The 23,736-nt window shown below is 73.8% G+C and carries 24 protein-coding genes; 16 read left to right on the forward strand and 8 right to left on the reverse strand.

Features of this window, described 5'->3' with window-relative positions; translation table 11 throughout:
• Window positions 1-129 precede the first annotated feature (129 nt).
• The gene (locus D7223_RS29145) at window positions 130-333 is read left to right on the forward strand and encodes a cold-shock protein (protein ID WP_007075740.1); all 204 of its coding nucleotides are present in this window, start codon (window positions 130-132) and stop codon (window positions 331-333) included.
• 133 nt (window positions 334-466) lie between these two features.
• Here D7223_RS29145 and D7223_RS29150 read toward each other — a convergent pair whose 3' ends face one another.
• Complete coding sequence (locus D7223_RS29150; protein ID WP_120732275.1) at window positions 467-661, reverse strand: hypothetical protein; 195 nt, start codon at window positions 659-661, stop codon at window positions 467-469.
• Window positions 662-702: 41 nt separating this feature from the next.
• A complete protein-coding gene (locus tag D7223_RS29155; protein ID WP_120732277.1) occupies window positions 703-1,686 on the reverse strand; it encodes an aldo/keto reductase in 984 nt (327 codons plus the stop codon).
• An 84-nt stretch (window positions 1,687-1,770) separates the two neighbouring features.
• Here D7223_RS29155 and D7223_RS29160 point away from each other — a divergent pair, with 84 nt between their 5' ends.
• Window positions 1,771-2,565 carry a trans-aconitate 2-methyltransferase gene (locus D7223_RS29160; protein WP_120732279.1) on the forward strand — a complete coding sequence of 265 codons (795 nt, stop codon included), beginning with the start codon at window positions 1,771-1,773 and terminating at the stop codon, window positions 2,563-2,565.
• Window positions 2,566-2,568: 3 nt separating this feature from the next.
• Complete coding sequence (locus tag D7223_RS29165) at window positions 2,569-3,594, forward strand: adenosine deaminase (RefSeq protein WP_120732281.1); 1,026 nt, start codon at window positions 2,569-2,571, stop codon at window positions 3,592-3,594.
• 212 nt (window positions 3,595-3,806) lie between these two features.
• Here the strand turns inward: D7223_RS29165 and D7223_RS29170 are convergent, their stop codons facing one another.
• Both D7223_RS29170 and D7223_RS29175 read right to left on the reverse strand, forming a co-directional pair.
• The gene (locus D7223_RS29170) at window positions 3,807-5,210 is read right to left on the reverse strand and encodes a HAMP domain-containing sensor histidine kinase (RefSeq protein ID WP_120732283.1); all 1,404 of its coding nucleotides are present in this window, start codon (window positions 5,208-5,210) and stop codon (window positions 3,807-3,809) included.
• A gap of 29 nt (window positions 5,211-5,239) precedes the next feature.
• Window positions 5,240-5,929 carry a response regulator transcription factor gene (locus tag D7223_RS29175; RefSeq protein ID WP_120732286.1) on the reverse strand — a complete coding sequence of 230 codons (690 nt, stop codon included), beginning with the start codon at window positions 5,927-5,929 and terminating at the stop codon, window positions 5,240-5,242.
• A 74-nt stretch (window positions 5,930-6,003) separates the two neighbouring features.
• On the opposite strand from D7223_RS29175, the gene D7223_RS29180 reads away from it, so the two are divergent.
• Window positions 6,004-6,924, forward strand: coding sequence for an ADP-ribosylglycohydrolase family protein (locus D7223_RS29180; protein ID WP_120732288.1), 921 nt, complete (start codon window positions 6,004-6,006; stop codon window positions 6,922-6,924).
• A 4-nt stretch (window positions 6,925-6,928) separates the two neighbouring features.
• Here the strand turns inward: D7223_RS29180 and D7223_RS29185 are convergent, their stop codons facing one another.
• Complete coding sequence (locus tag D7223_RS29185) at window positions 6,929-7,879, reverse strand: DUF1775 domain-containing protein (protein WP_120732289.1); 951 nt, start codon at window positions 7,877-7,879, stop codon at window positions 6,929-6,931.
• Between the two features lie 238 nt (window positions 7,880-8,117).
• Here D7223_RS29185 and thrS point away from each other — a divergent pair, with 238 nt between their 5' ends.
• Window positions 8,118-10,115 carry a threonine--tRNA ligase gene (gene thrS, locus D7223_RS29190; RefSeq protein ID WP_120732291.1) on the forward strand — a complete coding sequence of 666 codons (1,998 nt, stop codon included), beginning with the start codon at window positions 8,118-8,120 and terminating at the stop codon, window positions 10,113-10,115.
• 133 nt (window positions 10,116-10,248) lie between these two features.
• Here the strand turns inward: thrS and D7223_RS29195 are convergent, their stop codons facing one another.
• Entirely contained in the window at window positions 10,249-11,001 is a 753-nt protein-coding gene (locus D7223_RS29195; protein ID WP_238162277.1) for a D-Ala-D-Ala carboxypeptidase family metallohydrolase, read from the reverse strand.
• A 209-nt stretch (window positions 11,002-11,210) separates the two neighbouring features.
• Between D7223_RS29195 and D7223_RS29200 the strand changes: the two genes are divergently transcribed.
• Entirely contained in the window at window positions 11,211-11,723 is a 513-nt protein-coding gene (locus D7223_RS29200) for an HIT family protein (RefSeq protein WP_120732354.1), read from the forward strand.
• Between the two features lie 83 nt (window positions 11,724-11,806).
• Entirely contained in the window at window positions 11,807-12,865 is a 1,059-nt protein-coding gene (locus D7223_RS29205) for an aldo/keto reductase (RefSeq protein ID WP_120732293.1), read from the forward strand.
• Between the two features lie 52 nt (window positions 12,866-12,917).
• On the opposite strand, the gene D7223_RS29210 is transcribed toward D7223_RS29205, so the two are convergent.
• Complete coding sequence (locus D7223_RS29210; protein ID WP_120732295.1) at window positions 12,918-15,074, reverse strand: elongation factor G-like protein EF-G2; 2,157 nt, start codon at window positions 15,072-15,074, stop codon at window positions 12,918-12,920.
• 251 nt (window positions 15,075-15,325) lie between these two features.
• On the opposite strand from D7223_RS29210, the gene pgsA reads away from it, so the two are divergent.
• From pgsA to pdxT, 6 genes are all read left to right on the forward strand, one after another.
• On the forward strand, window positions 15,326-15,961 hold the full coding sequence (pgsA, locus tag D7223_RS29215) for a phosphatidylinositol phosphate synthase (protein ID WP_120732297.1): 636 nt from the start codon (window positions 15,326-15,328) through the stop codon (window positions 15,959-15,961).
• Window positions 15,962-15,989: 28 nt separating this feature from the next.
• Window positions 15,990-16,922 (forward strand): phosphatidylinositol mannoside acyltransferase, encoded by a 933-nt coding sequence (locus tag D7223_RS29220; RefSeq protein WP_120732299.1) that lies wholly within the window; start codon window positions 15,990-15,992, stop codon window positions 16,920-16,922.
• A 16-nt stretch (window positions 16,923-16,938) separates the two neighbouring features.
• Complete coding sequence (locus D7223_RS29225; protein ID WP_120732301.1) at window positions 16,939-18,099, forward strand: glycosyltransferase family 4 protein; 1,161 nt, start codon at window positions 16,939-16,941, stop codon at window positions 18,097-18,099.
• Between the two features lie 100 nt (window positions 18,100-18,199).
• Window positions 18,200-18,703: a hypothetical protein gene (locus D7223_RS29230; protein ID WP_120732303.1), complete on the forward strand. Its 504-nt coding sequence runs from the start codon at window positions 18,200-18,202 to the stop codon at window positions 18,701-18,703.
• A gap of 267 nt (window positions 18,704-18,970) precedes the next feature.
• The gene (pdxS, locus tag D7223_RS29235; RefSeq protein ID WP_120732305.1) at window positions 18,971-19,888 is read left to right on the forward strand and encodes a pyridoxal 5'-phosphate synthase lyase subunit PdxS; all 918 of its coding nucleotides are present in this window, start codon (window positions 18,971-18,973) and stop codon (window positions 19,886-19,888) included.
• A gap of 77 nt (window positions 19,889-19,965) precedes the next feature.
• Entirely contained in the window at window positions 19,966-20,571 is a 606-nt protein-coding gene (pdxT, locus tag D7223_RS29240; protein ID WP_120732307.1) for a pyridoxal 5'-phosphate synthase glutaminase subunit PdxT, read from the forward strand.
• 190 nt (window positions 20,572-20,761) lie between these two features.
• Here the strand turns inward: pdxT and D7223_RS29245 are convergent, their stop codons facing one another.
• Window positions 20,762-21,613, reverse strand: a complete 852-nt coding sequence (locus D7223_RS29245; RefSeq protein ID WP_238162280.1) for a helix-turn-helix transcriptional regulator — start codon at window positions 21,611-21,613, stop codon at window positions 20,762-20,764.
• A gap of 103 nt (window positions 21,614-21,716) precedes the next feature.
• Between D7223_RS29245 and D7223_RS29250 the strand changes: the two genes are divergently transcribed.
• From D7223_RS29250 to D7223_RS29260, 3 genes are all read left to right on the forward strand, one after another.
• On the forward strand, window positions 21,717-22,379 hold the full coding sequence (locus D7223_RS29250) for an NADPH-dependent FMN reductase (protein WP_120732312.1): 663 nt from the start codon (window positions 21,717-21,719) through the stop codon (window positions 22,377-22,379).
• Between the two features lie 10 nt (window positions 22,380-22,389).
• On the forward strand, window positions 22,390-22,677 hold the full coding sequence (locus D7223_RS29255; RefSeq protein ID WP_337589465.1) for a hypothetical protein: 288 nt from the start codon (window positions 22,390-22,392) through the stop codon (window positions 22,675-22,677).
• Window positions 22,678-22,901: 224 nt separating this feature from the next.
• The gene (locus D7223_RS29260; RefSeq protein ID WP_120732316.1) at window positions 22,902-23,651 is read left to right on the forward strand and encodes a YebC/PmpR family DNA-binding transcriptional regulator; all 750 of its coding nucleotides are present in this window, start codon (window positions 22,902-22,904) and stop codon (window positions 23,649-23,651) included.
• The last annotated feature ends 85 nt before the right edge of the window (window positions 23,652-23,736 follow it).

The raw sequence follows: 23,736 nt of genomic DNA on the forward strand, positions 1-23,736 counted from the left end.
TCCACGCTGTTGCGAGATGGCGTGGGTTGAGAGAAGTCTCCTGTCGGGGGCCGCCTCAGGCGCCGCTGCTCGAAAACGGCCAATCGGCCGCACGGCGTGCTCGGCCGCCAGTTTTAGAAGGAGATACACATGGCGCAGGGAACCGTGAAGTGGTTCAACGCTGACAAGGGCTTCGGCTTCATCACCGTCGACGGCGGGGGTGCTGACGTGTTCGTCCACTTCTCGGCCATCCAGACCAGCGGTTACCGCACGCTGGAGGAGAACCAGCGGGTGGAGTTCGAGATCGCCCAGGGTCAGAAGGGTCCGCAGGCCGAGCAGGTCCGCCCCATCTGAGCGGTGCCGGTCGGCAGCCGCCGGCCAGTGGGTGATCCGGCCCCCCGGATCGATGTGAAGCCCCGTATCCCGTCCGGGATGCGGGGCTTTCCCTGTGCCGGCTGAGCAACCGCCCGACGGTGCGACCGTCCGGTCAGCGACGGTCGCGCTCCCGCATGCCCCGCCAGATCGCCACGAGTCCGACCAGGACGAGGACCGGGCCGACGACGGCCCAGAGGCGCTCGTCGGTCATCACGCTGCCCTCGACGTAACCGAGGCCCTGCACGGTCCAGACCACACCCAGCACCACGGCGAGCAGACCGAGGGTGAGGGTCAGCCAGCCCTTCATCGCGTCCTCTCTCCGCGCCGGCCCGGAGCCGGTCCCCCCGGTCACCACCGGTCGTGCACCTGCGGCCGGATCAGCTCGTCGTAGACCTCCGCGACGACCTTCCGTTCCGCCTCCGACAGCGGCGGCTGGCCGGCCACCGCGGTGTTGGACCGGGCCTGCGCGGCGTCCCGGGCACCGGGGATGACGACGGTGACTCCGGGCTGGTCGACGACCCAGCGCAGCGCGAACTGGGCCATGGTGCGGTCGGCCCCCACCAGTGGCGCGAGGCGCCGGACGGCCGCCAATCCCCGGTCGAAGTCCACCCCGGAGAAGGTCTCGCCGACGTCGAACGCCTCGCCCTGCCGGTTGTAGGAGCGGTGGTCGTCGGGGGCGAAGGTGGTGTGCTCGTCGTACCGGCCGGACAGCAGGCCGCTGGCCAGCGGCACGCGGGCGATGATGCCCACCCCGGCCGTCGCGGCGGCGGGCAGGACCCGCTCCAGGGGCTTGTGCCGCAACGCGTTCAGGATGATCTGGACGCTGGCCACACCGGGCCGGGCGATCGCGGTCAGTGCCTGGTCGCAGGTCTCCACGCTGACCCCGTACCCGGCGACGCGCTCCTCGGCGACCAGCGTGTCCAGGGCGTCGAAGACGGCGTCGTCGGCGAAGACCGGCGTGGGCGGGCAGTGCAGCTGCACCAGGTCGAGGGTGTCCACGCCCAGGTGGCGCCGGGAGCGGTCGGTCCACTCCCGGAAGTGCGCCAGGGTGTACGCCTCGGGCCGCTGCTCCACCCGCCGGCCCATCTTGGTGGCCACGGTGAGCCCGGCGTCGGGTCGGCCGCGAAGGAACCGGCCGATCAGGGCCTCGCTGCGCCCGTCGCCGTACACGTCGGCGGTGTCCAGGAAGGAGACTCCCGAGTCGACGGCGGCGGCGAGCACGGCCATCGCGTCGTCCTCGGTGACCGTTCCCCAGTCGGCGCCGAGCTGCCAGGCGCCCAGGCCGATCACGCCGACGTGCCGCCCGAGCCGGGGGAAGGTTCGCTGCTCCATGACACAGAGCCTAGTGATCCGCTTGCCGGACCGCGCGGCGGGCCGTACCGTCAACAAGACGGACGTACGGTTTGGGAGGGTGACATGTGGGATCCGGCGACCTACCTGCGCTACGGCGACGAGCGCGCCCGCCCCTTCCACGACCTGCTCGCCCGGGTCCCGGCGGACCGTCCGCGCGCGGTGGTCGACCTGGGGTGCGGTCCCGGCACCCTCACCACGATCCTCGCCCGGCGGTGGCCCGCCAGCCGGGTGCACGGCCTGGACTCCTCGGCGGAGATGGTCACCCGCGCCGCCGCCACCGCCGACGCCCCCCGGGTCACCTTCGTCGCGGGCGACGTCCGGGACTGGACGCCGGAGCCGGACACCGACCTGGTGGTCTGCAACGCCGTGCTCCAGTGGGTGCCCGGCCACCGTGACCTGCTCACCCGCTGGGCGACCGAGCTGCCCGCGAACGCGTTCCTCGCGGTGCAGGTACCGGGAAACTTCGACGCGCCGTCGCACCGGGCGTTGCGCGCGGTCGCCGCCGGGCCCGCCTGGCGGGACACGCTCGGCGGGCTGCTCCGCGAGGCCCCGGTCGACGACCCGGTCGGCTACGCCACGCTGCTGACCGCCGCCGGCTGCGCGGTCGACGCCTGGGAGACTACCTACGTGCACCTGCTGCCCGCCCGCGCCGACGCGGACCATCCGGTCCTGGCCTGGATGGAGGGGACCGCGCTGCGTCCGGTCCGCGCGGCCCTGGACGCCGCCGGCTGGTCCGACTTCCGGACCGAGCTGGGCGTACGGCTCACCGAGGCGTACCCGGTGCGGCAGGGCCGGGTGTACTTCCCCTTCCGCCGCGTCTTCTTCGTCGCCCGTACCGGCGCCCGTGCCGAGGAGTAACCAGTGACCGACCTGACCACGTTCATCGCCGGACTGCCCAAGGTGGAGCTGCACGTGCACCACGTCGGCTCCGCCTCGCCCCGGATCGTCGCCGAGCTGGCCGCCCGGCACGAGGGCCGCAGCCCGGTGCCATCGGACCCGGCGGCGCTCGCCGACTACTTCGTCTTCCGGGACTTCGCGCACTTCATCGAGCTGTACCTGAGCGTCGTGGACCTGATCCGTGACCCGGAGGACGTCTGGATCCTCACCCACGAGGTCGCCCGCGAGCTGGCCCGCCAGCAGGTGCGCTACGCCGAGCTGACCGTCACGCCCTACTCGCACGTCCGCCGGGGGATTCCGGCGCCGGCGTTCTGCGAGGCCATCGAGGACGCCCGCAAGCGGGCCGCCGCCGACTTCGGCATCGAGCTGCGCTGGTGCTTCGACATCCCCGGCGAGGCCGGCCTCCCGGCCGCCGAGGAGACGCTGCGCATCTGCCTGGAGGAGCGCCCGGACGGGCTGGTCAGCTTCGGCCTCGGTGGCCCGGAGATCGGGGTTCCCCGGCCGCAGTTCGCGCCGTACTTCGCCCGCGCCCGGGCGGCCGGACTGCGCTCGGTGCCGCACGCCGGGGAGACCACCGGCCCGCAGACCGTCTGGGACGCGCTACGCGACCTGGGCGCCGAGCGGATCGGCCACGGCATCTCCGCCGCACAGGACCCGGAACTGCTGACCCACCTGGCCGAGCACCGGATCGCCCTGGAGGTCTGCCCGACCTCCAACGTGCGGACCCGCGCGGTCGCCTCGATCGAGGAGCACCCGCTCAAGCGGCTGGTCGACGCCGGCGTACGCGTCACGATCAACTCCGACGACCCGCCGATGTTCGGCACCACCCTCGACGAGGAGTACGCGGTGGCCGCCCGGCTGCTCGGTGTCGGACCGGAGGGGCTGGCGGCGCTGGCCCGGGAGGCGGTGTCCGCGTCGTTCCTCGACGAGGGCGGCAAGCGGCGGATCAGCGAGGAGATCGACGCCTACCTGGCGGCCCGGCCGGGGTGAGGGGAGTGGCGCGCGGCGGGAGTAGGTGTGGGGGGACCGTGTCTCCCGCCGCGCGCACGGCTCCACCGGCCGGTGGGTGCGTGGGGCAGTTGGCCGGTGGAACTGATGGGTTCGGACTCGATCCTGACACCATCCGGGGCGTACGCCACCGGGGTTAACCGTGTTCTAAGGAAGACTTGATCCGCGGCACAGCGGCGGGCGCCGCCGGCCGCTCAGGCGTCGGTGGCACGCGGTCGCGGCCAGCGCCGCCCGCCGGTCTTCTGGTCGCGGGCGTCCCGGGCCATCCGGCCGACCAACCCGAACCGGTTGACCTGCCGGGGGGTGGCCTCCGGATCGGCCAGCAGCATCACCACGCTGGCCCCGCCGAGCCGGGCCCGGTCGATGCTCACCGACCCGTTGGCCTGCAACGCCACCCGCTTGGCGATGTCCAGGCCCAGCCCGGTCGACCCCTGGTCGCTGGTGCCGCGGCGCAGCGCCCGGTCCGGGTTGGCGATGCCCGGACCGGCGTCGTCGATCCGGATCGCCACGTAGCCGTCCCGCCGCGACACCGCCACCTCGAACGCGGTGCCCTGCGGCGTGTACCGGAAGACGTTGCCGATCACCGCGTCCAGCGCGGCGGCCAGCTCGGCCCGCGGCACCGGTGCGGGAATCCGCAGCTGCGCGCCGACCACCCGGTGCGGACGGTTCTGGTCGCCGGCCAGCGCCGACCAGAACACCATCCGGTCCCGGACCACCTCGCTGACGTCGCACATGGCTGGTCCGGCCTCGTGCGCGACCGCCTTGCGGGTGGTCTTGATCAGGACGTCGATCTCACCCTCCAGGGTGACGATGGCCTGGCGCATCCGCCGGATCCCGCGCCGCCGGTCCAGCTCGGCCTCGCTGAACGTGCCGATGCTGGTGTCGTCGGACTCCAGCGCCTCGGCGTCCAGCCGCAGCACGGTCAGCGGCGTACGCAGTCGGTGCGACAGGTCGGCGACCAGCTCCCGCTCGTCGGTCCGCGACACCACCAGCCGGTCCGCCATCCGGTTGAACGCGTACCCGGCCTCGGCCAGCTCGCGGGGGCCGGCCGGCTCGACGCGTACGTCCAGGTCGCCGTCACCGACCGCGAGCGCCGCCCGCACCAGACCACGGGTCGCGTCGACCGCGCGGAGAGCGACCCGGTCCACCACGAGCACGGTGGCGCACACCAGGGCGGCGGCCACCCCGAGCAGCAGCAGCCACCGGGTGGTGGACACCCCGCCGAGGGTGGACTCCGGCAGGAACACCTCCACCACGGCGGTGGTGTCGCCGAGCACCACCGGGTCCAGGCGGACGATCCCGCCGTCCACGTCGACAAGCAACGACCGGCCTCCGGCGCGGGCCCGCTCCACGTCCGCCTCGGTGGCCCGGGCGGTCGACTCGTCGGTGCCCAGGCCCCGGACGACCGGACGGGTGACCGGGTCGTCGCCGGTGGCCGCGATCGCCCGCGACACCACCTCGGCGTCGGTGCTGACCGCCAGCGCGCCGGTGACCAGCGCGCTGCGCCGGGCGGCGTCGGCGATGGCGTCCTCGCGGTCCCGGTCGCCCAGGCTGACCGTGAGCGGCACCAGGAAGGCCAACGCCACCAGCGCGCACATGCCGGCCGTGAGGACGGCCAGCGTCCGCCTCAGTCCGGCGCCACCAACCGGAAGCCGACCCCCCGCACGGTGCGCAGGTAGCGCGGCTTCGCCGCGGACTCGCCCATTTTGCGGCGGAGCCAGTACAGGTGAACGTCGATGGTCTGGTCCTCGCCGACCGACGGCTGCCGCCATACCTCCTCCAAAAGCTCCCGGCGGGACACTACCCGCCCGGGCCGCGCGGCGAGATACGCCAGCAGGTCGAATTCCTTACGGGTCAGCGCCAGCGGTTCGCCGTCCAGGTGGGCGCTGCGCTCGCCCACGTCGACCCGGAGCCCGCCGACGGTGTGCACGGCCGGTTGGACCGTACGGCTGGCGCGGCCGGCGCGGCGCAGCACGGTGGTGATCCGGGCGTCGAGGTGCGCGCCGGTGAACGGCTTGACCATGTAGTCGTCGGCGCCGGCGCGCAGCAACCGGACCACGGACTGCTCGTCGTCCCGGGCGGTGGCGATGATGATCGGCACGTCGGTGATGCCGCGCAGCATCCGCAGCGCGTCGGAGCCGTCCAGGTCGGGCAGACCGAGGTCGAGCACCACCAGGTCCGGCGTCTCGGCGGCCACCCGCCGCAGCGCGTCCAGCGCGGTGCCCACGGCGTGCACGGCGTGACCCCGGTCGGAGAGGGAGCGCAGCATCGCGCCGCGTACGACGTGGTCGTCTTCGACCAGGAGCACGGTGGCCACCCCAAGAACCTACTCGGCGTGGCAAGTCGATCGCGTTTGCGGCGCACCTGGGAACGGGGCAAGCTGGTACGACCATGGCGTTCACGCTCTTCCCCGACAGCCGCCTGGCGCTCGCCCGGGACGCGCTGGCCGGCCTGTCCGTCGGCGACGCGCTCGGCTCCCAGTTCTTCGTCCCCGGCCGGCACCCGGCCGACCTGGCCGCCGGGCGGCTGCCCCCGCCGCCGTGGGAGTGGACCGACGACACCGAGATGGCGTGCTCGGTGGTGGCCGCGCTGGCCGAGGCCGGTCGCGTCGACCGGGACGCCCTCGCGCTGGCCTTCGCGCGGCGGTGCGAACCGTATCGGGGCTACGGCCCGGGCGCGGTACGCGTCCTGCGCCTGATCCGCACCGGCACCCCGTGGCCGGTGGCCGCCGCGTCCGCCTTCGACGGGCAGGGCTCCTGCGGCAACGGCGCGGCGATGCGGGTCGGGCCGCTGGGCGCGTACTTCGCCGACTCGACCAGCCGGGCCGCCGAGCAGGCCGGCGCCTCGGCCGAGGTGACCCACGCCCACCCGGAGGGGATCGCCGGTGCGGTCGCGGTGGCGGTGGCCGCCGCGCTGGCCGCCCGCGCCCGGCTGGACGGGGACCGGCCGGAGCCGGCCCGGCTGCTCGCCGGGGTGGCCGCCGCGCTGGACCCGGCGACCGAGGTGCACCGGCGGGTCCGGCGCGCCGCCGACCTGCTCGGCCGGCCGCTGCCGGAGGTCGTCGACGCGGTCGGCAACGGCGCCCGGGTCACCGCCCAGGACACCGTCGGCTTCACCTGCTGGGTGGCCGCCACCCACCTGCACGACTACCCGACCGCGGTACGGACCTGCGTCGAGGCGGGCGGGGACGTGGACACCACCGCGGCGATCGTCGGGTCGGTCGTCGCCGCGTACACCGGGGTCGGCACACCGGGCGGCGTACCGCCCGGCTGGCTCGCCGCCCGCGAGCCCCTGCCGGCCTGGGTCGGTTGACCCCTCACCGGGCCGGCGCCGGCTCCTGCCGCGCCGCCGCCACGCCGGTCGCGTCGTCGGTGCCCGTGGTGGCGCTGCTCGTGCCGGTGCCCTCGGTCGCCCCGGTGCCCGCAGAGGTGCCGGCGGGGGTCCGGTGGGTCGTGCCGGCGGTGTCGTCGGTCCCGCCGGTGTCGTCGGTCCTGCCGGTGGCGGCGTCGCCGTCTCCGGCGGGGGTCGGACCGTCGAGGACCGCGCGCAGGTCGTCGCGTCCGTCGGGCGACTCGCGGCGGCGCCACCGGCTCAGCGCCCAACCGCCGGCCACGCCGCCACCCAGGCCGGCCAGCAGCCCGGCGACGAGCAGACCCTGCGGGCTGCCGCCGTCGCCGGAGCCGTCGTCGGTCGCGGCCTGCGGCGCCGCCGGGGCGGCACCGTGCCCGTGGCCGGCCACCGCACCGGGAGCGCCGGGCAGCAGCGTGAGCGCCGGCCCCGCCGGGCCCGACCGCCGGACCACGGTGCCGTCGGCGTACGTCTGGAGCACCTCGAACGCCAGCCGGTCGGCCCGCGGCAGCGGACCCATGGACAGCGTCAGCCGAGCCGGCCCGGCGGCCGAACCGGGCATCCGTACCCAGGTGACCGCGCTGGTGACCATGCCGACGGTGGTGGAGTGGATCCCGGCGACCGGGGTGTCCAGGACGCGCGAGTCGATCCGGGGCGCCCACCCGTCGACCGACATCGGGTAGACCTCGGCGATCGGGGCGTCGACCGGCAGCCGTACCTCGATCCGCTCGGTGCGGGTGCCCGCCCGGTCCTCCGGCACCACGAACTCCAGTTTCACCGCCTCGCCCTGCCGGGCCTCGGTGGGTGTGATCGTCACATCCGCCGCGTACGCCGCACCGGGCCAGGCCAGCACCGCCAGCGTGACCAGGGCGGTCACCACCCCGGCCCGGCGGACGCGGCTGTCGCGCGTTGTCGCCATCGTCGGTCCCCATCCGTGTCTCCGGGGCCGGCACCGGCTCCGGCCACACCTGATAGTTCGGACGGCGGGCCGAAAAGGTTCAACGGATGCCGCCCGATGTTAGGAAGGGACCCTTCCTCTACCGCAGGCGTTAACAAGGGGCCCTTCCTTGCACCGGAGGCGTCGGCGGTGGGCGGGGCGGGGCGGACCGATAGCATCGGCAGGGCATCCCACCGAACGTCTGCCGGAGGAGTTCACCGTGTCCGCACCCCGTACCCCCGCCGTGGCCGACCCCGTCGTCGTCGCCGCCGGGACCACGGCGGCCGACGCGGTGGCCGCGGCCGGGCTGCCCGTGTCCGGCCCGAAGGCGATCGTGGTGGTCCGTGACCCGCAGGGCCAGTTGCGCGACCTGGACTGGGCGCCGGCCCAGGACGTCACCGTCGAGCCGGTCGCCCTGGACAGCCCGGACGGCCTCAACGTGCTGCGGCACTCCACCGCGCACGTGCTCGCCCAGGCCGTGCAGGACGTTTTCCCGGAGGCGAAGCTCGGCATCGGCCCGCCGATCGAGAACGGCTTCTACTACGACTTCTCCGTCGACAAGCCGTTCCAGCCGGACGACCTGACCAAGGTCGAGAAGCGGATGCAGGAGATCGTCAAGTCCGGCCAGCGGTTCCGCCGCCGCCGGTTCGGCAGCCTCGACGAGGCGAAGGCCGAGCTGGCCGCGGAGCCGTTCAAGCTGGAGCTGATCGACGTCAAGGGCGAGGGCCTGGACACCGACGAGGTGATGGAGGTGGGCGGCGGCGAGCTGACCATCTACGACAACCTCGACGCCAAGGAGGACAAGGTCTGCTGGTCGGACCTGTGCCGGGGCCCGCACCTGCCGAACACCCGACTGATCGGCGCGTTCAAGCTGATGCGCTCGGCCGCCGCGTACTGGCGCGGTTCGGAGAAGAACCCGCAACTGCAGCGGGTGTATGGCACCGCGTGGCCGACCCGGGACGAGCTGAAGGCGTACCTGAAGCTGCTGGAGGAGGCCGCCCGGCGCGACCACCGCAAGCTCGGCGCGGACCTGGACCTGTTCAGCTTCCCCGACGAGATCGGCTCCGGCCTGGCGGTCTTCCACCCCAAGGGCGGCATCATCCGGCGGGAACTGGAGAACTACTCGCGCCGCCGGCACGAGGAGGCGGGGTACGAGTTCGTCAACACCCCGCACATCACCAAGGCGCAGCTGTTCGAGACCTCCGGGCACCTCCAGTGGTACGCCGACGGCATGTACCCGCCGATGGAGATGGAGGGCGCGAACTACTACCTGAAGCCGATGAACTGCCCGTTCCACAACCTGATCTTCCGGTCCCGCGGGCGGTCCTACCGGGAGCTGCCGCTGCGGCTGTTCGAGTTCGGGTCGGTCTACCGCTTCGAGAAGTCCGGCGTGGTGCACGGCCTGACCCGGGTCCGGGGCATGACCCAGGACGACGCGCACATCTACTGCACCACCGAGCAGATGGCCGGTGAGCTGAAGTCGCTGCTGTCGTTCGTGCTCGACCTGCTGCGCGACTACGGCCTGGACGACTTCTACCTGGAGCTGTCCACCCGCAACCCGGAGAAGTCGGTCGGCACCGACGAGAACTGGGAGCGGGCCACCGAGGCGCTGCGGTCGGCGGCCGAGGAGTCCGGCCTGGACCTGGTGCCCGACCCGGGCGGCGCGGCGTTCTACGGGCCGAAGATCTCGGTGCAGGCCAAGGACGCCATCGGCCGTACCTGGCAGATGTCCACCATCCAGGTCGACTTCAACCTGCCGGAGCGGTTCAACCTGGAGTTCCAGGCCGCCGACGGCACCCGGCAGCGACCGGTGATGATCCACCGGGCGCTGTTCGGCTCGATCGAGCGCTTCTTCGGCGTGCTCACCGAGCACTACGCCGGCGCGTTCCCGGCGTGGCTGGCCCCGGTGCAGGTGGTCGGCATCCCGATCCGCGAGGACCACACCGACTACCTGCACGGCTTCGTCGCGGCGCTGCGCGCCGAGGGAATCCGGGCCCAGGTCGACGCCGGTGACGACCGGATGCAGAAGAAGATCCGCACCGCCCAGCAGCAGAAGATCCCGTTCATGGTAATCGCCGGTGACGACGACGTGGCCGCCGGCACGGTCTCGTTCCGCTACCGGGACGGCTCGCAGCGCAACGGGGTGCCGATCGCCGACGCCGTCGCGCACGTGCTCGACGTGGTCGGCTCCCGCACCAACGTAGGCCCGTCCGCCTGAGGTGTAAGGAAGGGCCCCCTGTTAACGCCTCGTGCATAGCAGGGGGCCCTTCTTAACGCCGACGCCCCGCGCCGACGCCGCGCCGACGCCCCGCGCCGACGCCGACGCCGGCTCGACGCTGCGGGGGACTGCCTCAGATCCCGCAGGTGGGCGCGGACCAGGACTGGCCCGGCGAGTTGCCCAGGTGGGTGTGGTCGTCGTGGGCCGGGTAACCGGGGCCGAGGATGTTGCTGAAGCCGTGGTTACGGGCCTGCTGGGCGAGCCGGCAGAACGAGGGTGACCCGACCAGGTCCACCCCGTCGCCGTAGAGGTGCCGGCTACTGGACGCCCCGCCGACCGCGTTGTTGCACGAGTAGCTGCGGAACCCGCTGCTGATGTAGAGCGGCACGTCGCCGAGGGCGCGCCGCATCGCCTGCAGCTTCCACATGGACACCAGCGCGTTGAACCGCGCGGTGCTCGCCGACACCGCGCCGCCGGACCAGTCGCCGTTGCAGCGGTTCCACTCGGCGTAGCTGAAGTTGACCGGGGTGCAGTCGTCGTCCTGGAGCGCGTAGATCCGGTTGAAGGTCTGCGGGCCGGCGATGCCGTCGGCGCCGAGGCCGTACGCCTGCTGGAAGCGGATCACCGCGGACCGGGTCGCCGGGCCGAACGCGCCGTCGATGGTGATCCGCGCCCCGTAGCCGGGGTAGCCGGACACCCGGATCTGGAGCTGTCGGACGTCCTCGCCGCTCATCCCGGAGGAGAGCGTACGGCCCCAGGTGTAGCAACCGTCGGCGTACGCGGCTCCGCCGGTCGCGGTGACGCCCACCAGGGTCGCTACGGCGGCCAGTGCGCAGGCGGTGAGCGCCCGGCCGAGGCGTTGCAGGATGCGGCCACGTCGTGTCACGATCAGCTCCCATCGACGATCTTCGCTTTAATTGGATGAAAGTTTCATCGATCCACGTTGATTCGTCAATCCTCGACGTGAGCCCCCGTCGACACCCGGGCCCGCCGGACCGCCCGGCGCCGGCGGTGCGGGCCGGGGAGTGACCGGGCCCGGGACGTAGGATCGCTGCTGTGACTGGGGAGGAACCGCACACGGACAGCGCGAACGCGATGGCGGACGGCCTGGACCGGCTGTGGACGCCGCACCGGATGACCTACATCTCCGGCGAGGACCGGCCGGAGGGTGGTTACGAGAAGCCCGGCGGCTGCCCGTTCTGCCTCGCCCCCGGGCGGCCGGCCGAGGAGAGCCTGGTCGTGGCCCGGGGCGAGCGCGTCTTCGTGGTGCTCAACCTCTACCCCTACAACCCGGGGCACCTGCTGGTCTGCCCGTACCGGCACGTCGCCGACTACACCGACCTGGACCCGGCCGAGACGGTCGAACTGGGCGTGTTGACGCAGACCGCGATGCGGGTGGTGCGCCGGGTCAGCAACGCGCACGGCTTCAACCTCGGCATGAACCAGGGCGGCGTCGCCGGCGCCGGCATCGCCGCCCACCTGCACCAGCACGTCGTGCCGCGCTGGGGCGGGGACGCCAACTTCATGCCGGTGATCGGGCGCACCAAGGTTCTGCCGCAGCTGCTCACCGACACCCGCGACCTGTTCGCCCGGGCCTGGCCCGGCTGACCCCGGCCGGCGGCGGTGACCGTCCGGCGTACCCGCGGTGAGGTTCGCCTCCTGCCACCCAGCCGAGGTGACAGGATGCGTCGATGGCACTCAGCACGCGGACACTGGGCCGCAGCGGCATCGAGGTCAGCGCCCTCGGCATGGGGTGCTGGGCGATCGGTGGGCCCTGGTCGGAGGGCAACCAGCCGCTGGGCTGGGGCCAGGTCGACGACGACGAGTCGGTCCGGGCCGTGCGCCGGGCACTCGACCTGGGGATCACCCTCTTCGACACCGCCGACACGTACGGCGCCGGGCACTCCGAGCGGATCCTCGGCCGGGCGCTCGCCGGCCGCCGCGACGAGGCGGTGATCGCCACCAAGTGGGGGCACACCTTCGACGAGGCCACCCGCCGGGCCACCGGCCGGGACGCCTCGCCCGGATACCTGCGCCGGGCGGTGACCGACTCGCTGCGCCGGCTGGGCACCGACCGGATCGACCTGCACCAGCTTCACCTGGCCGACCTGCCGGCGCCGCGCGCGGAGGCGTTGATCGGCACCTGCGAGGACCTGGTCGCCGAAGGGCTGATCCGGGCGTACGGGTGGAGCACCGACCGCCCCGACCGGGCCGCCCTGTTCGGGGACGCGGCCCGGCACGCCACCGCCGTGCAGCACGCCCTGTCGGTGCTGCGCGACGCGCCGGACCTGCTGGCGGTCTGCGACAAATACGACCTGGCCAGCGTCAACCAGGGGCCACTCGGGATGGGGCTGCTCACCGGCAAGTACGGCGCCGGCTCCACCCTGCCCCGCGACGACGTACGCGGAATGGCCCCGGGCTGGCTGGAGTGGTTCCGGGGCGGGCGGCCGGCGCCGGAGTGGCTGCGCCGCGTCACCGCGGTACGCGCGGCGCTCACCGCCGACGGCCGCACCCTCGCCCAGGGCGCGCTGGGCTGGATCTGGGCGCGCAGCGGGCGGACGGTCCCGATCCCGGGTTGCCGTACCGTCGCCCAGGTCGAGGAGAACGCCGCGGCCCTGCACCGGGGTCCGCTGGGTCCGGACCAGTTCGCCGAGGTGGAACGCCGGTTGGCGGCCGTGCGCGCGGCGGCGTTGCGGGAGGCCGACCGCCCGCACTGGCCCAGCCCGATGCTCCCCGCCACCCGCCCCTGACCCCGCCCCCGGTAGCGGCGACGGGGGTCAGACGGCGGGGAGGAGCGGGGTGTTACGGGGTGTGCTCCTTGCGGTGCTGGTCGGCGAGGTGGGCGGGCATCGGGTCGTAGCGGACGAAGTGGCGGCGGAAGGTGCCGGTGCCGGAGGTCATCGCGCGCAGTTCGACCGCGTACCGGAGCAGTTCGGTGGCGGGCACCTCGGCGCGGACCAGGGTGCGGCCCTCGGCGGCGGTGTCCGGCTCGGTGCCCAGCACCCGGCCCCGTCGCCCGGACAGGTCGCCCATCACCGCGCCGACCGACGAGTCGGGCACCCGGACCAGCACCTCGTCGACGGGTTCCAGCAGCGCCGGCTGGCCGTTGCCGGCGGCGTCGCGCAGCGCCAGCGCCCCCGCGGTCTGGAACGCCGCGTCGGACGAGTCGACGCTGTGCGCCTTGCCGTCGACCAGGCTCACCCGCAGGTCGACCACGGGGTGGCCGCCGACCAGGCCCCGTTCCATCTGGGCGCGTACGCCCTTCTCCACCGACGGGACGTAGTTGTGCGGGACCGCCCCGCCGACGATCCGGTCGACGAACTCGAAGCCCGCGCCGCGTGGCAGCGGCTCGACCTCGATGTCGCAGACGGCGTACTGGCCGTGGCCGCCGGACTGCTTGACGTGCCGGCCGTGCCCCCGGGCGGCGGTGGTGAGCGTCTCGCGCAGCGGCACCCGGACCGGCTCGGTGTCCAGCTCGACGCCGCCGGCGCGCAGCCGCTCCAGCACCACGTCGGCGTGCGCCTCGCCCATGCACCAGAGCACCAGCTGGTGGGTCTCCGGGTTGCGTTCCAGCCGCATGGTGGGGTCGCCGGCGACGAGCCGGGCCAGGTTGCGGGCCAGCGCGTCCTCGTCGGAGCGGGTCCGCGCGACGATGGCCACCGGCAGCAGCGGCTCCGGCATGTCCCAGGGGGCGATGAGCAGCGGATCGTCCTTGGCCGAGACGGTGTCGCCGGTCTCCGCGCTGCCGGACTTGGTGATGGCGCAGATGTCGCCGGCCACGCAGGCGCCGACCTCGCGCAGGCTGGCGCCCAGCGGCACGTAGACGTGCCCGACCCGCTCGTCGGCGTCGTGGTCGGGGTGCCCGCGGTCGGCCAGGCCGTGCCCGCAGATGTGCACGGTCTGCTCGGGGCGCAGGGTCCCGGAGAAGACCCGGACCAGGGAGACCCGGCCGACGTGCCGGTCGACGGTGGTCTTGACCACCTCGGCGACAAGCGGCCCGTCCGGGTCGCAGGTCAGCGGCGGCCGGGGCGAGCCGTCCACCCCGGTGACCGCCGGCACGTCGTGCTCCAGCGGTGACGGGAAGCCGGCGGTCAGCACCTCCAGCAGCGCGTCCAAGCCGACGCCGGTCTCCGCGCACACCGGCACCACCGGGTAGAAGTGGCCGCGGGCGACCGCCTTCTCCAGGTCCTCGACGAGTACGTCGGTGCCGATGTCCTCGCCGTCGAGGTACCGGTCCATCAGCGTCTCGTCCTCGCTCTCGGCGATGATCCCCTCGATCAGCTCGTTGCGGGACTCGGCGATGGCCGGCTGGTGCTCGGGGTCCGGTTCGCGGACGTCGGCGGGCAGGCCGGCGGTGTAGTCGAACACCCGCCGGGTGATCAGTCCGAGCAGGCCGACGGTGGAGGTCCCGTCGTCGCCGAGCATCGGCAGGTACAGCGGCATCACGTTGTCGCCGAAGACCCGCTGGCACAGCGCCACGGCCTCGTCGAAGTCGGCACGCGGGTGGTCCAGCCGGGACACGGCGACCGCCCGGGGCATGTCCACCGCCGCGCACTCCTCCCACAGGGCGGCGGTGGCGGCGTCCATGCCGTCGACGGCGGAGACGACGAAGAGCGCCGCGTCGGCGGCCCGCAGGCCGGCGCGCAGCTCGCCGACGAAATCGGCGTAGCCGGGGGTGTCCAGCAGGTTGACCTTGATCCCGTCGTGCACGAACGGGGCGCAGGCGAGACTGACCGAGCGCTGCTGGCGGACGGCGGCGGGGTCGTGGTCGCAGACGGTGGTGCCGTCGACGACCGAGCCGGCCCGGCCGATCGTGCCGGTCGCCGCCAGCAGGGCCTCCACCAGCGTGGTCTTGCCGGAACCGGAGTGCCCGACGAGCACCACGTTGCGTACCTTGCCGGGGTCGGTCGCCACCGGCGCGCCGCCGGTGGCCCCCTTCTCCTGACTCTTCTGCGCCATCGGGCGCACCTCCCTCAGCCGGTGGTGGGTGGCGACCGCCGCGCGCGTGGGACAAGCGGCCCGGGGCGGGTGCGCGGCGATATCCTCCGGTGGGCCGCCACCGAGCGGGAACGGGACGGTCGGGCGGGTGAGCTGGCTCACCTCCCACGCTCGATCAGACACCGGATGCCGGACCCGCACAAGCCTTCCCCGGGCGGGTCGCCTGACCGGCCGTACCGCGGCCGGACCGGGACCGTTATCGTGGGACCGCCATGGCGAAGATCTTCCAAGTGACGGCCCGCGCGGGGATGACCCGTGTCGTCGAGCCGATCGCGCGCGGCCTGCTCCGAGCGGGCGTCACTCCCAACGCGGTCACCGTCGCGGGCACCCTCGGGGTGCTCGTCGGGGCCCTCGGCTTCGGTGCCCGGGGACACCTCGTGGCGGGCGCGATCATCGTGACGGTCTTCGCCCTGACCGACCTGCTCGACGGGACGATGGCCCGGATGAGCGGCGGGTCCACCCGGTTCGGGGCGTTCCTCGACTCGTCCATGGACCGGGTCGCCGACAGCGCGGTCTTCGCCGCGGTGGCCTACTGGCTGGCGACCCAGCAGCAGTACTCGGGCGTGGCCGCCGCGCTGCTCTGCCTCGCCGCCGGCGGCCTGGTGTCATACGTCAAGGCCCGGGCCGAGGGCCTCGGCATGACCTGCAACGTCGGCATCGCCGAGCGCACCGAGCGGCTGCTCATCGTCGGCGTCGGCGGCGTGCTCACCGGCGTCGGCGTCGAGGTGGCCCTGGAGGTCGCGCTCTGGCTGCTGGCCGCGGTGTCGATCTTCACGGTGGGTCAGCGGGTGGCCCACGTGTACCGCCAGGCGCGGCAGGCCCCCACTGCCAGCGGCGGGCAGGGGTGACCGGGACACCGCCGGAGGGCCGGCGCGGGTGAACCTCACCGAGCTGGGCTACGTCGCCGGCTGGCGCGTGATCCGCGCGCTGCCCCGGCCCGTCGTGGCGGCGGCGTTCCGGGCGGGCGCCGACCGCGCGCACCGTCGCGGCGGCGCGGGTACGGCCCGACTGCGCGCCAACCTGCGCCGGGTGGTCGGCCCGGACCTGCCCGAGGCGGAGCTGGACGACCTGGTCCGGGCGGGCCTGCGGTCGTACGCCCGGTACTGGATGGAGGCGTTCCGGCTGCCCTCGCTGAGCCGCCGGCAGATCCTGGCCGGGTTCCGCCTCGACGGCGCCCACCTGCTCGCCGACGACGTCGCCGCCGGCCGGGGCGCGGTGGTGGCGCTCCCGCACGCCGGCAACTGGGACGCGGCCGGCGCCTGGGTCGCGGCGACCGGCTGGCCGTTGACCACGGTGGCCGAGCGACTGAAACCGGAGAGCGTCTACGAGCGCTTCGTCGCCTTCCGGCAGGGACTCGGCATGGAGATCCTGCCCACCCACGGCGGCCCGCGGCCCACGTTCGACGTGCTGGTCGATCGGGTCAACGCCGGCACGGTGGTGCCGCTGCTCGCCGACCGGGACTTCTCCGCGCGCGGGGTGGAGGTGGACTTCTTCGGGGCCCGGACGAAGATGCCGCCCGGCCCGGCGCTGCTCGCGCTGCGTACCGGGGCGCCGCTCTACGTGGCCTCGATGTGGTATGAACCGGACGCCGCATGCGCCTCCATCGACGGGCCGATCCCGCTGCCCGGTCCCGAGGAGGGCCCCCTCGACAAGCGTGCCCGGGCCCTCACCCAGCGGATCGCCGACGGTCTTGCGGCGGGCATCGCCCGCCATCCGGAAGACTGGCACATGTTGCAACGGATGTGGCCGGACCAGCGGACCACGACAGACGGCGCGGCGCAGCCCCCGCCGACCACCGGACAGATCTGAGGAAGAGGGCACCAACGTGCGGATCGGCATCGTGTGCCCCTACTCCTTCGACGTCCCCGGTGGGGTGCAGAACCACGTCATGGACCTCGCCGAGGCGTTGATCGGGCTGGGGCACGAGGTGAGCGTGCTCGCGCCGGCCGACGAGGACGCGCCGCTGCCGCCGTACGTGGTGTCGGCCGGGCGGGCCGTGCCGCTGCCGTACAACGGCTCGGTGGCCCGGATCGCGTTCGGTCCGGTCTCCACCGCCCGGGTGCGGCGGTGGATCACCCGGGGCGACTTCGACGTGCTGCACGTGCACGAGCCGCTGACCCTGAGCCTGTCGATGGTCGCCGTCCTGTGCGCCCGCGGCCCGGTGGTGGCCACCTTCCACACCGCGATGACCCGTTCCCGGGTGCTCGCCGCCGCCCAGGGGGTCCTCCAGATCGTGCTGGAGCGGATCACCGCCCGCATCGCGGTCAGTGCCCTGGCCCGCAAGGTGCAGGTCGAACACATGGACGGCGGGGCGGTGGAGATCCCCAACGGGGTGGCCGTCGCCAAGTTCACCGGTACGCAGCCGCTGCCCGACTGGCCGGGGGAGTGCGCCCCCGGGCGGGGCGGCACGCTCGGCTTCCTCGGTCGCTTCACCGAGGCCCGCAAGGGTTTTCCGGTGCTGCGGGACGCCTTCGTCGCGCTGGCCCGCGAGCGTCCCGGGTTGCGGCTGCTGGTGGCCGGACCCGGCGACCCGGACGACCTGTACGACCCGCTCCCGGCCGACCTGCGCGACCGGGTCACCTTCCTCGGCCTCGTCTCCGAGGAGGACAAGGCGCGGATGCTGCGCAGTGTCCACCTCTACGTCGCGCCGAACACCGGCGGCGAGTCCTTCGGCATGATCCTCACCGAGGCGCTCGCGGCCGGCACCACCGTCGTCGCCAGCGACCTCGACGCGTTCCGCCGGGTCCTCGACGGTGGCCGGGCGGGTCGGCTGTTCCGCACCGGCGACCCGGCCGCCCTGCGGTCCGCCCTGGTGGAACTGCTCGACGACCCGGCCCACCGGGCGGCCCTGACCGCCTGCGGGGACCAGGTCGTGGCGAATTTCGACTGGCCGGTGGTTGCCCGTCGAGTCCTGGAGGTATACGCAGCGGCGATCGAAGCCACCGACGGCCGGGTCATCGACCAGGAGTGGGTGGGACTGGGCTGACCGCCGGGCCGCCTGGTGCCGGTGGGGCGAGCGGTGGTGACGGTGACGGCCGTCGGGGACCGGCCGGGGCCGGAGGAGACGGAAACGGAGCAGCACTACGATGCCGGGCATGTGGTGGGTGGTGAGCGCGACGCTGGCCGTCGCGCTGGTCGCGGCGTACCTCGTCTGGACGGCCGGCCGCGTCGAACGGCTCCAGTCCCGGGCGGAGCTGGCGGCCCGCGCGCTGGACGCCCACCTGCTGCGCCGCGCGGCCGCCGCCGCGGTCCTGGCCGAGCGGCGGTACGGCGTCGAGCTGTACGCGGCCGCCCGGATCGCCCTCGACGCCGGGCCCGAGGAGCGGGAGGCCGCCGAGAACGACCTCACCCGGCAACTGCGGACGGTGCGGTTGGATCCCAGCGACCCCGAGTGCGAGGCGGTGATCGCGGCGAGCCGCCGGCTGGCCCTGGCCCGCCAGGTGCACACCGACCTGGTCCGGGACGCCCGCTCGGCGCGCAGCCGGCCACTGGTGCGCCTGCTGCGGATGGGGCGTCGGCACGCCTGGCCGCGCTACTTCGACATCGACGACCCCACCCTCACCGTCCCGGTTGACGTCCCCGCCGGCTGACCCCCGCCCCGCCGGGTTTCCGGGTCCGCCGGGTGGCGGGCAAGATCGACTCGACGTCACTGACACCGGGGCATCAGGCTCGAGCGGACACCCCGGTGTCAGTGAACCCGAGTGGATCACCGGACCGTCGGCCCCGGGCGGGCCCAGGCGACGGTGACGGCGACCACAGGGCAGGCCACCGTGGGGCCGATTGGCTGTCGGACCGGTGCCGGGCGGCGGCTTAGCATTCCGACAGCCACCCCACGCGCATGTCGAGGAGCGATACCCGTGCCCGAAACCGCTGCCCAGAACACCGCCGCCGCCCCGGTCACCGGCACCGCCCGCGTCAAGCGCGGCATGGCCGAGATGCTCAAGGGCGGCGTGATCATGGACGTGGTCACCGCCGAGCAGGCCAGGATCGCGGAGGACGCCGGCGCGGTCGCCGTGATGGCGCTGGAGCGGGTGCCCGCCGACATCCGCGCCCAGGGCGGGGTGTCCCGGATGAGCGACCCGGACATGATCGACGGGATCATTCAGGCCGTCTCCATCCCGGTCATGGCCAAGGCCCGGATCGGTCACTTCGTGGAGGCGCAGATCCTCCAGTCGCTGGGTGTCGACTACGTCGACGAGTCCGAGGTGCTGACCCCGGCCGACTACGCCAACCACATCGACAAGTGGGCGTTCACCGTCCCCTTCGTCTGCGGCGCGACCAACCTGGGCGAGGCCCTGCGCCGGATCACCGAGGGCGCGGCCATGATCCGCTCCAAGGGTGAGGCCGGCACCGGTGACGTCTCCAACGCCACCACCCACATGCGGAAGATCCGCCAGGAGATCCGCCGCCTCCAGTCGCTGCCCACCGACGAGCTGTTCGTCGCCGCGAAGGAGTTGCAGGCGCCGTACGAGCTGGTCAAGGAGATCGCCGAGACCGGCAAGCTGCCGGTGGTGCTGTTCACCGCCGGTGGTATCGCCACCCCGGCCGACGCCGCGATGATGATGCAGCTCGGCGCGGAGGGCGTGTTCGTCGGCTCCGGCATCTTCAAGTCCGGCAACCCGGCACAGCGGGCCGCCGCGATCGTCAAGGCCACCACCTTCCACGACGACCCGGACGTGCTGGCCAAGGTCTCCCGTGGCCTCGGCGAGGCGATGGTCGGCATCAACGTCGACGAGATCCCGCAGCCACACCGCCTGGCCGAGCGCGGCTGGTGACGTGAAAGGAAGGGCCCCTTCCTAACGCCTGGTGCAGAGGAAGGGCCCCTTCTTAACGCCTCCCGAGAGGAACGCACGTGAGGGCACCCGCGGTCGGCGTGCTCGCCCTTCAGGGCGACGTACGCGAACACGTCGCCGCCCTGGTCGCGGCCGGCGCGGACGTCCGGCCGGTCCGCCGGGCGGCGGAGCTGGACGCGGTGGACGCGCTGGTGATCCCCGGCGGTGAGTCCACCACGATCAGCAAGCTGGTCGACATCTTCGAGCTGCGCGAGCCGATCGACAAGCGGATCGCCGGCGGCATGCCGGTCTACGGCTCCTGCGCCGGCATGATCATGCTGGCGGCGCGGGTGCTGGACGGCCGGCCGGACCAGCGCGGTTTCGCCGGCATCGACATGACGGTGCGGCGCAACGCCTTCGGCCGGCAGGTCGACTCCTTCGAGGCGCCGGTGCGGATCAGCGGCGTCGCGGGCGATCCGTTCCACGCGGTGTTCATCCGCGCCCCGTGGGTCGAACGGGTCGGGGCCGGCGTCGAGGTGCTCGGCACGGTCACCGAGGGGCCGGCGGACGGCCGGATCGTGGCGGTCCGGCAGGGTGCCCTGCTGGCCACCTCGTTCCACCCGGAGCTGACCGGCGACCGCCGGCTGCACGCCTACTTCGTGGACCTGGTCCGCGACACCCGCTGAGACGGAGGTCCGACGCCGCGAACCGGCGGGGTCGGCCCACGCCGACGGGCGGCGGGGACGGCCAGCGCGGGCCCGGGTCCGACGCCGCGGACCGGCGGGGTCGGCCCGCGCGGACGGGCGGCGGGGTCGGCCAGCGCGGGCCCGGGACGGACGGCGCGGACCGGCGGGGTCGGCCAGGGCGGACGGGCGGTCAGCCGGCGACCGCGCGCAGCCGTCCGGGCCGACGGCCCAGGAGATGGTCGAGCCGGCCGGCGCTGACCGGATCGGCCGGCACCTGCACGACGACCCACTGACCGGTGTCGTCGCCGAGGGACAGGGTCTCGTACGCCAGCCGCAGCGGCCCGGCCTGCGGGTGCCGCAGCTCGCGTACGCCGTGCGCCGGGGCGCTGACCGGTCGCCGCCGCCACCGGTCGGTGAACGGCGTACCCACCGTGCGGGCCAGCCGGTCGGCGAACGCGTCGGTGGCCGGGTCGCCCCGGCGTTGCCGGTGCAGCTCGGCGACCTGGTGGTCGGCGGTCGCCGCCCAGTCGGGGAACGCGTCCCGGGCGCGTTCGTCGGTGAACACGTACCAGGTGAGGTTCGGGCGGGCGCCGTCGAGCAGCCCGAGCGGGCGGGCGATCCGGTCGAACGGGTCGTTCCAGGCGAGCAGGTCACCGAGCCGGTTGGCGGCATGGGCCGGCGCGTCCCGGACCGCGTCGAGCAACGCGCGGACCGACGGGCGGACGGTACGGCTCGCCGTGCCGCGCCCCTGCGGGCAGAGCTGCCGGCTGTGGTGGGCGGCCGCGAGCTGCCGCAGGTGCTCCCGGTCGGCACCGTCGAGCCGTAGCGCGTCGGCGAGGGCGGCCAGGATCTCCGGTGACGGGCGGGTGTCGCGGCCCTGTTCGAGCCGGGTCAGGTACTCCACGCTGACCTGCGCGAGGGTCGCCAGTTCCGCGCGGCGCAGCCCGGGCGTACGGCGGCGGGGGCCGGCGGGCAGGCCGACCCGGTCGGGCGGGGTCGCCTCGCGCCGGCTGCGCAGGAACGCGCCGAGTTCTCCGTCCATCACCGGCCCAGTCTGGCACCGGCCGCCCCGCGTCGGGTGGCCCTGCCGGGGCCACCCTCGCGGCGGTCTCCCCGACCCCCGGGCCGGCTCGGAGGATCGGTGCATGCAGAACGCACAGACAGCAGGGCCGGTCCGGATCGGCCTGATCGTGGGCAGTACCCGCCCGGGCCGCCGCAGCGCGGCGGTCGCCGACTGGGTGGGCCGGACGGTGGCGGAGCACCCGGACGTACGCGCCGGGGACGCCGTCGTCGAAACGCTCGACCTGGCCGAGCAGGACCTGCCGCTGCTCGACGAGCCGGTGCCGGCGTTGTTCGGTGACTACCGCCGGCCGCACACCCGGCGGTGGGCGGCGCTGGTGGGCGCGTGCGACGCCTTCCTCTTCGTCACCCCGGACTACAACCGGTCGCTGCCGGCGGCGTTGAAGAACGCGGTGGACTACCTGTACGCCGAGTGGAACGACAAGGTCGCCGGGATGGTGACCTTCGGTGTGCAGGGCGGCACCCGGGCCGGTGACCACCTCCAGACGGTGCTCGGCGAGGTGCGGGTGACGGTCGTACCCACCCGGGTGTCGCTGGGTCTCTTCACCGACTTCGACTTCTCCGGCTGGCCGCAGGGCGACCCGACCGCGCCGGGCCGGCTCGCGCCGGCGGCCGACCGGGCGTCGGCGCTGGAGCGGATGGTGACCGAGATCGTGACGTGGTCCCGGGCGCTGCGGCCGGCGGAGCAGGCCGGCGTGGCGGTCGGCAGCCCGGAACTGGTGGGCTGACGTGGAGACGATGATGATCAGTTACCGGGTGCGTCCGGAGCACCTGGAGGAGCACCTGGTGCTGCTGAGGGCCGTCCACGAGGAGGTGGCCCGGACCCGCCCCGGCGGGCTGCGCTACCAGACGTTGCGGTTGGACGACGGGCTGAGTTTCGTCGACGTCGTGATGGGTCCGGAGCTGCCCGGTCCGCTGCCCGGGTTGGCGGCCTTCCGGCGTTTCCGGGCGGATCTGGACGACCGGTGCGAGCAGCGGTCGATGTCCGGCTTCAGCGTGGTGGGGTCGTACGGCTTCGGGGACTGAGCGGCGTTTCGTCCGGTCCGTCCCGTTGCGCCTCCGGCGGGACGGCCGGCCGGCGTGCGGTGCGTGACAGCCGCCCGCCGCCCGCCGGTAGGATTGCCGGGATTCGGCAGAGCCATCTGCCCGCGACGGCTTCCGCCAGAGCTGACCGGCACCACCGTGTGCGCCGGCGGGAGCGGGCGCGCGGTGCGGCCGATGCAGACGGCGGGTAGCAACGGAGGTAGCAGATGTCCGGCCACTCAAAGTGGGCGACGACCAAGCACAAGAAGGCGGTCATCGACGCCAAGCGCGGCAAGATGTTCGCCAAGCTGATCAAGAACGTCGAGGTCGCGGCCCGCACCGGTGGTGGCGACCCGGCCGGCAACCCGACGCTCTTCGACGCCATCCAGAAGGCGAAGAAGAGTTCGGTGCCGAACGACAACATCGATCGCGCGGTCAAGCGCGGCTCCGGCCTGGAGGCCGGCGGCGCCGACTGGCAGACGATCATGTATGAGGGCTACGGCCCGAACGGCGTGGCGATGCTGATCGAGTGCCTGACCGACAACCGGAACCGGGCGGCGACCGAGGTCCGCACCGCGCTGACCCGCAACGGTGGCTCGCTCGCCGACGCCGGCTCGGTGTCCTACATGTTCACCCGCAAGGGCGTGGTGATCGTTCCGAAGGCCGGCACCACCGAGGACGACGTGATGCTGGCCGTGCTCGACGCGGGCGCCGAGGAGGTCAACGACCTGGGTGAGGCGTTCGAGGTGGTGTCCGAGCCGACCGACCTGATCGCGGTCCGGACGGCGTTGCAGGACGCCGGCATCGAGTACGAGTCGGCGGAGTCCTCGCTGATCCCGAGCGTCAACGTCCCGCTGGACGAGGAGGGCGCCCGGAAGATCTTCAAGCTGATCGACGTGCTGGAGGACTGCGACGACGTGCAGAACGTCTTCGCGAACTTCGACGTCAGCGACGAGGTGATGGCCGCCGTCGACTGACGGTCAGTCGCCTCGCCACCTGGATCCGCACACCTCCCGGACAGCGTTGTCCGGGAGGTGTGTTCCGTCTGCGAAGCGCCGCGTC

The sequence above is a fragment of the Micromonospora endolithica genome (assembly GCF_003626595.1).
Taxonomy (GTDB): domain Bacteria; phylum Actinomycetota; class Actinomycetes; order Mycobacteriales; family Micromonosporaceae; genus Micromonospora; species Micromonospora endolithica.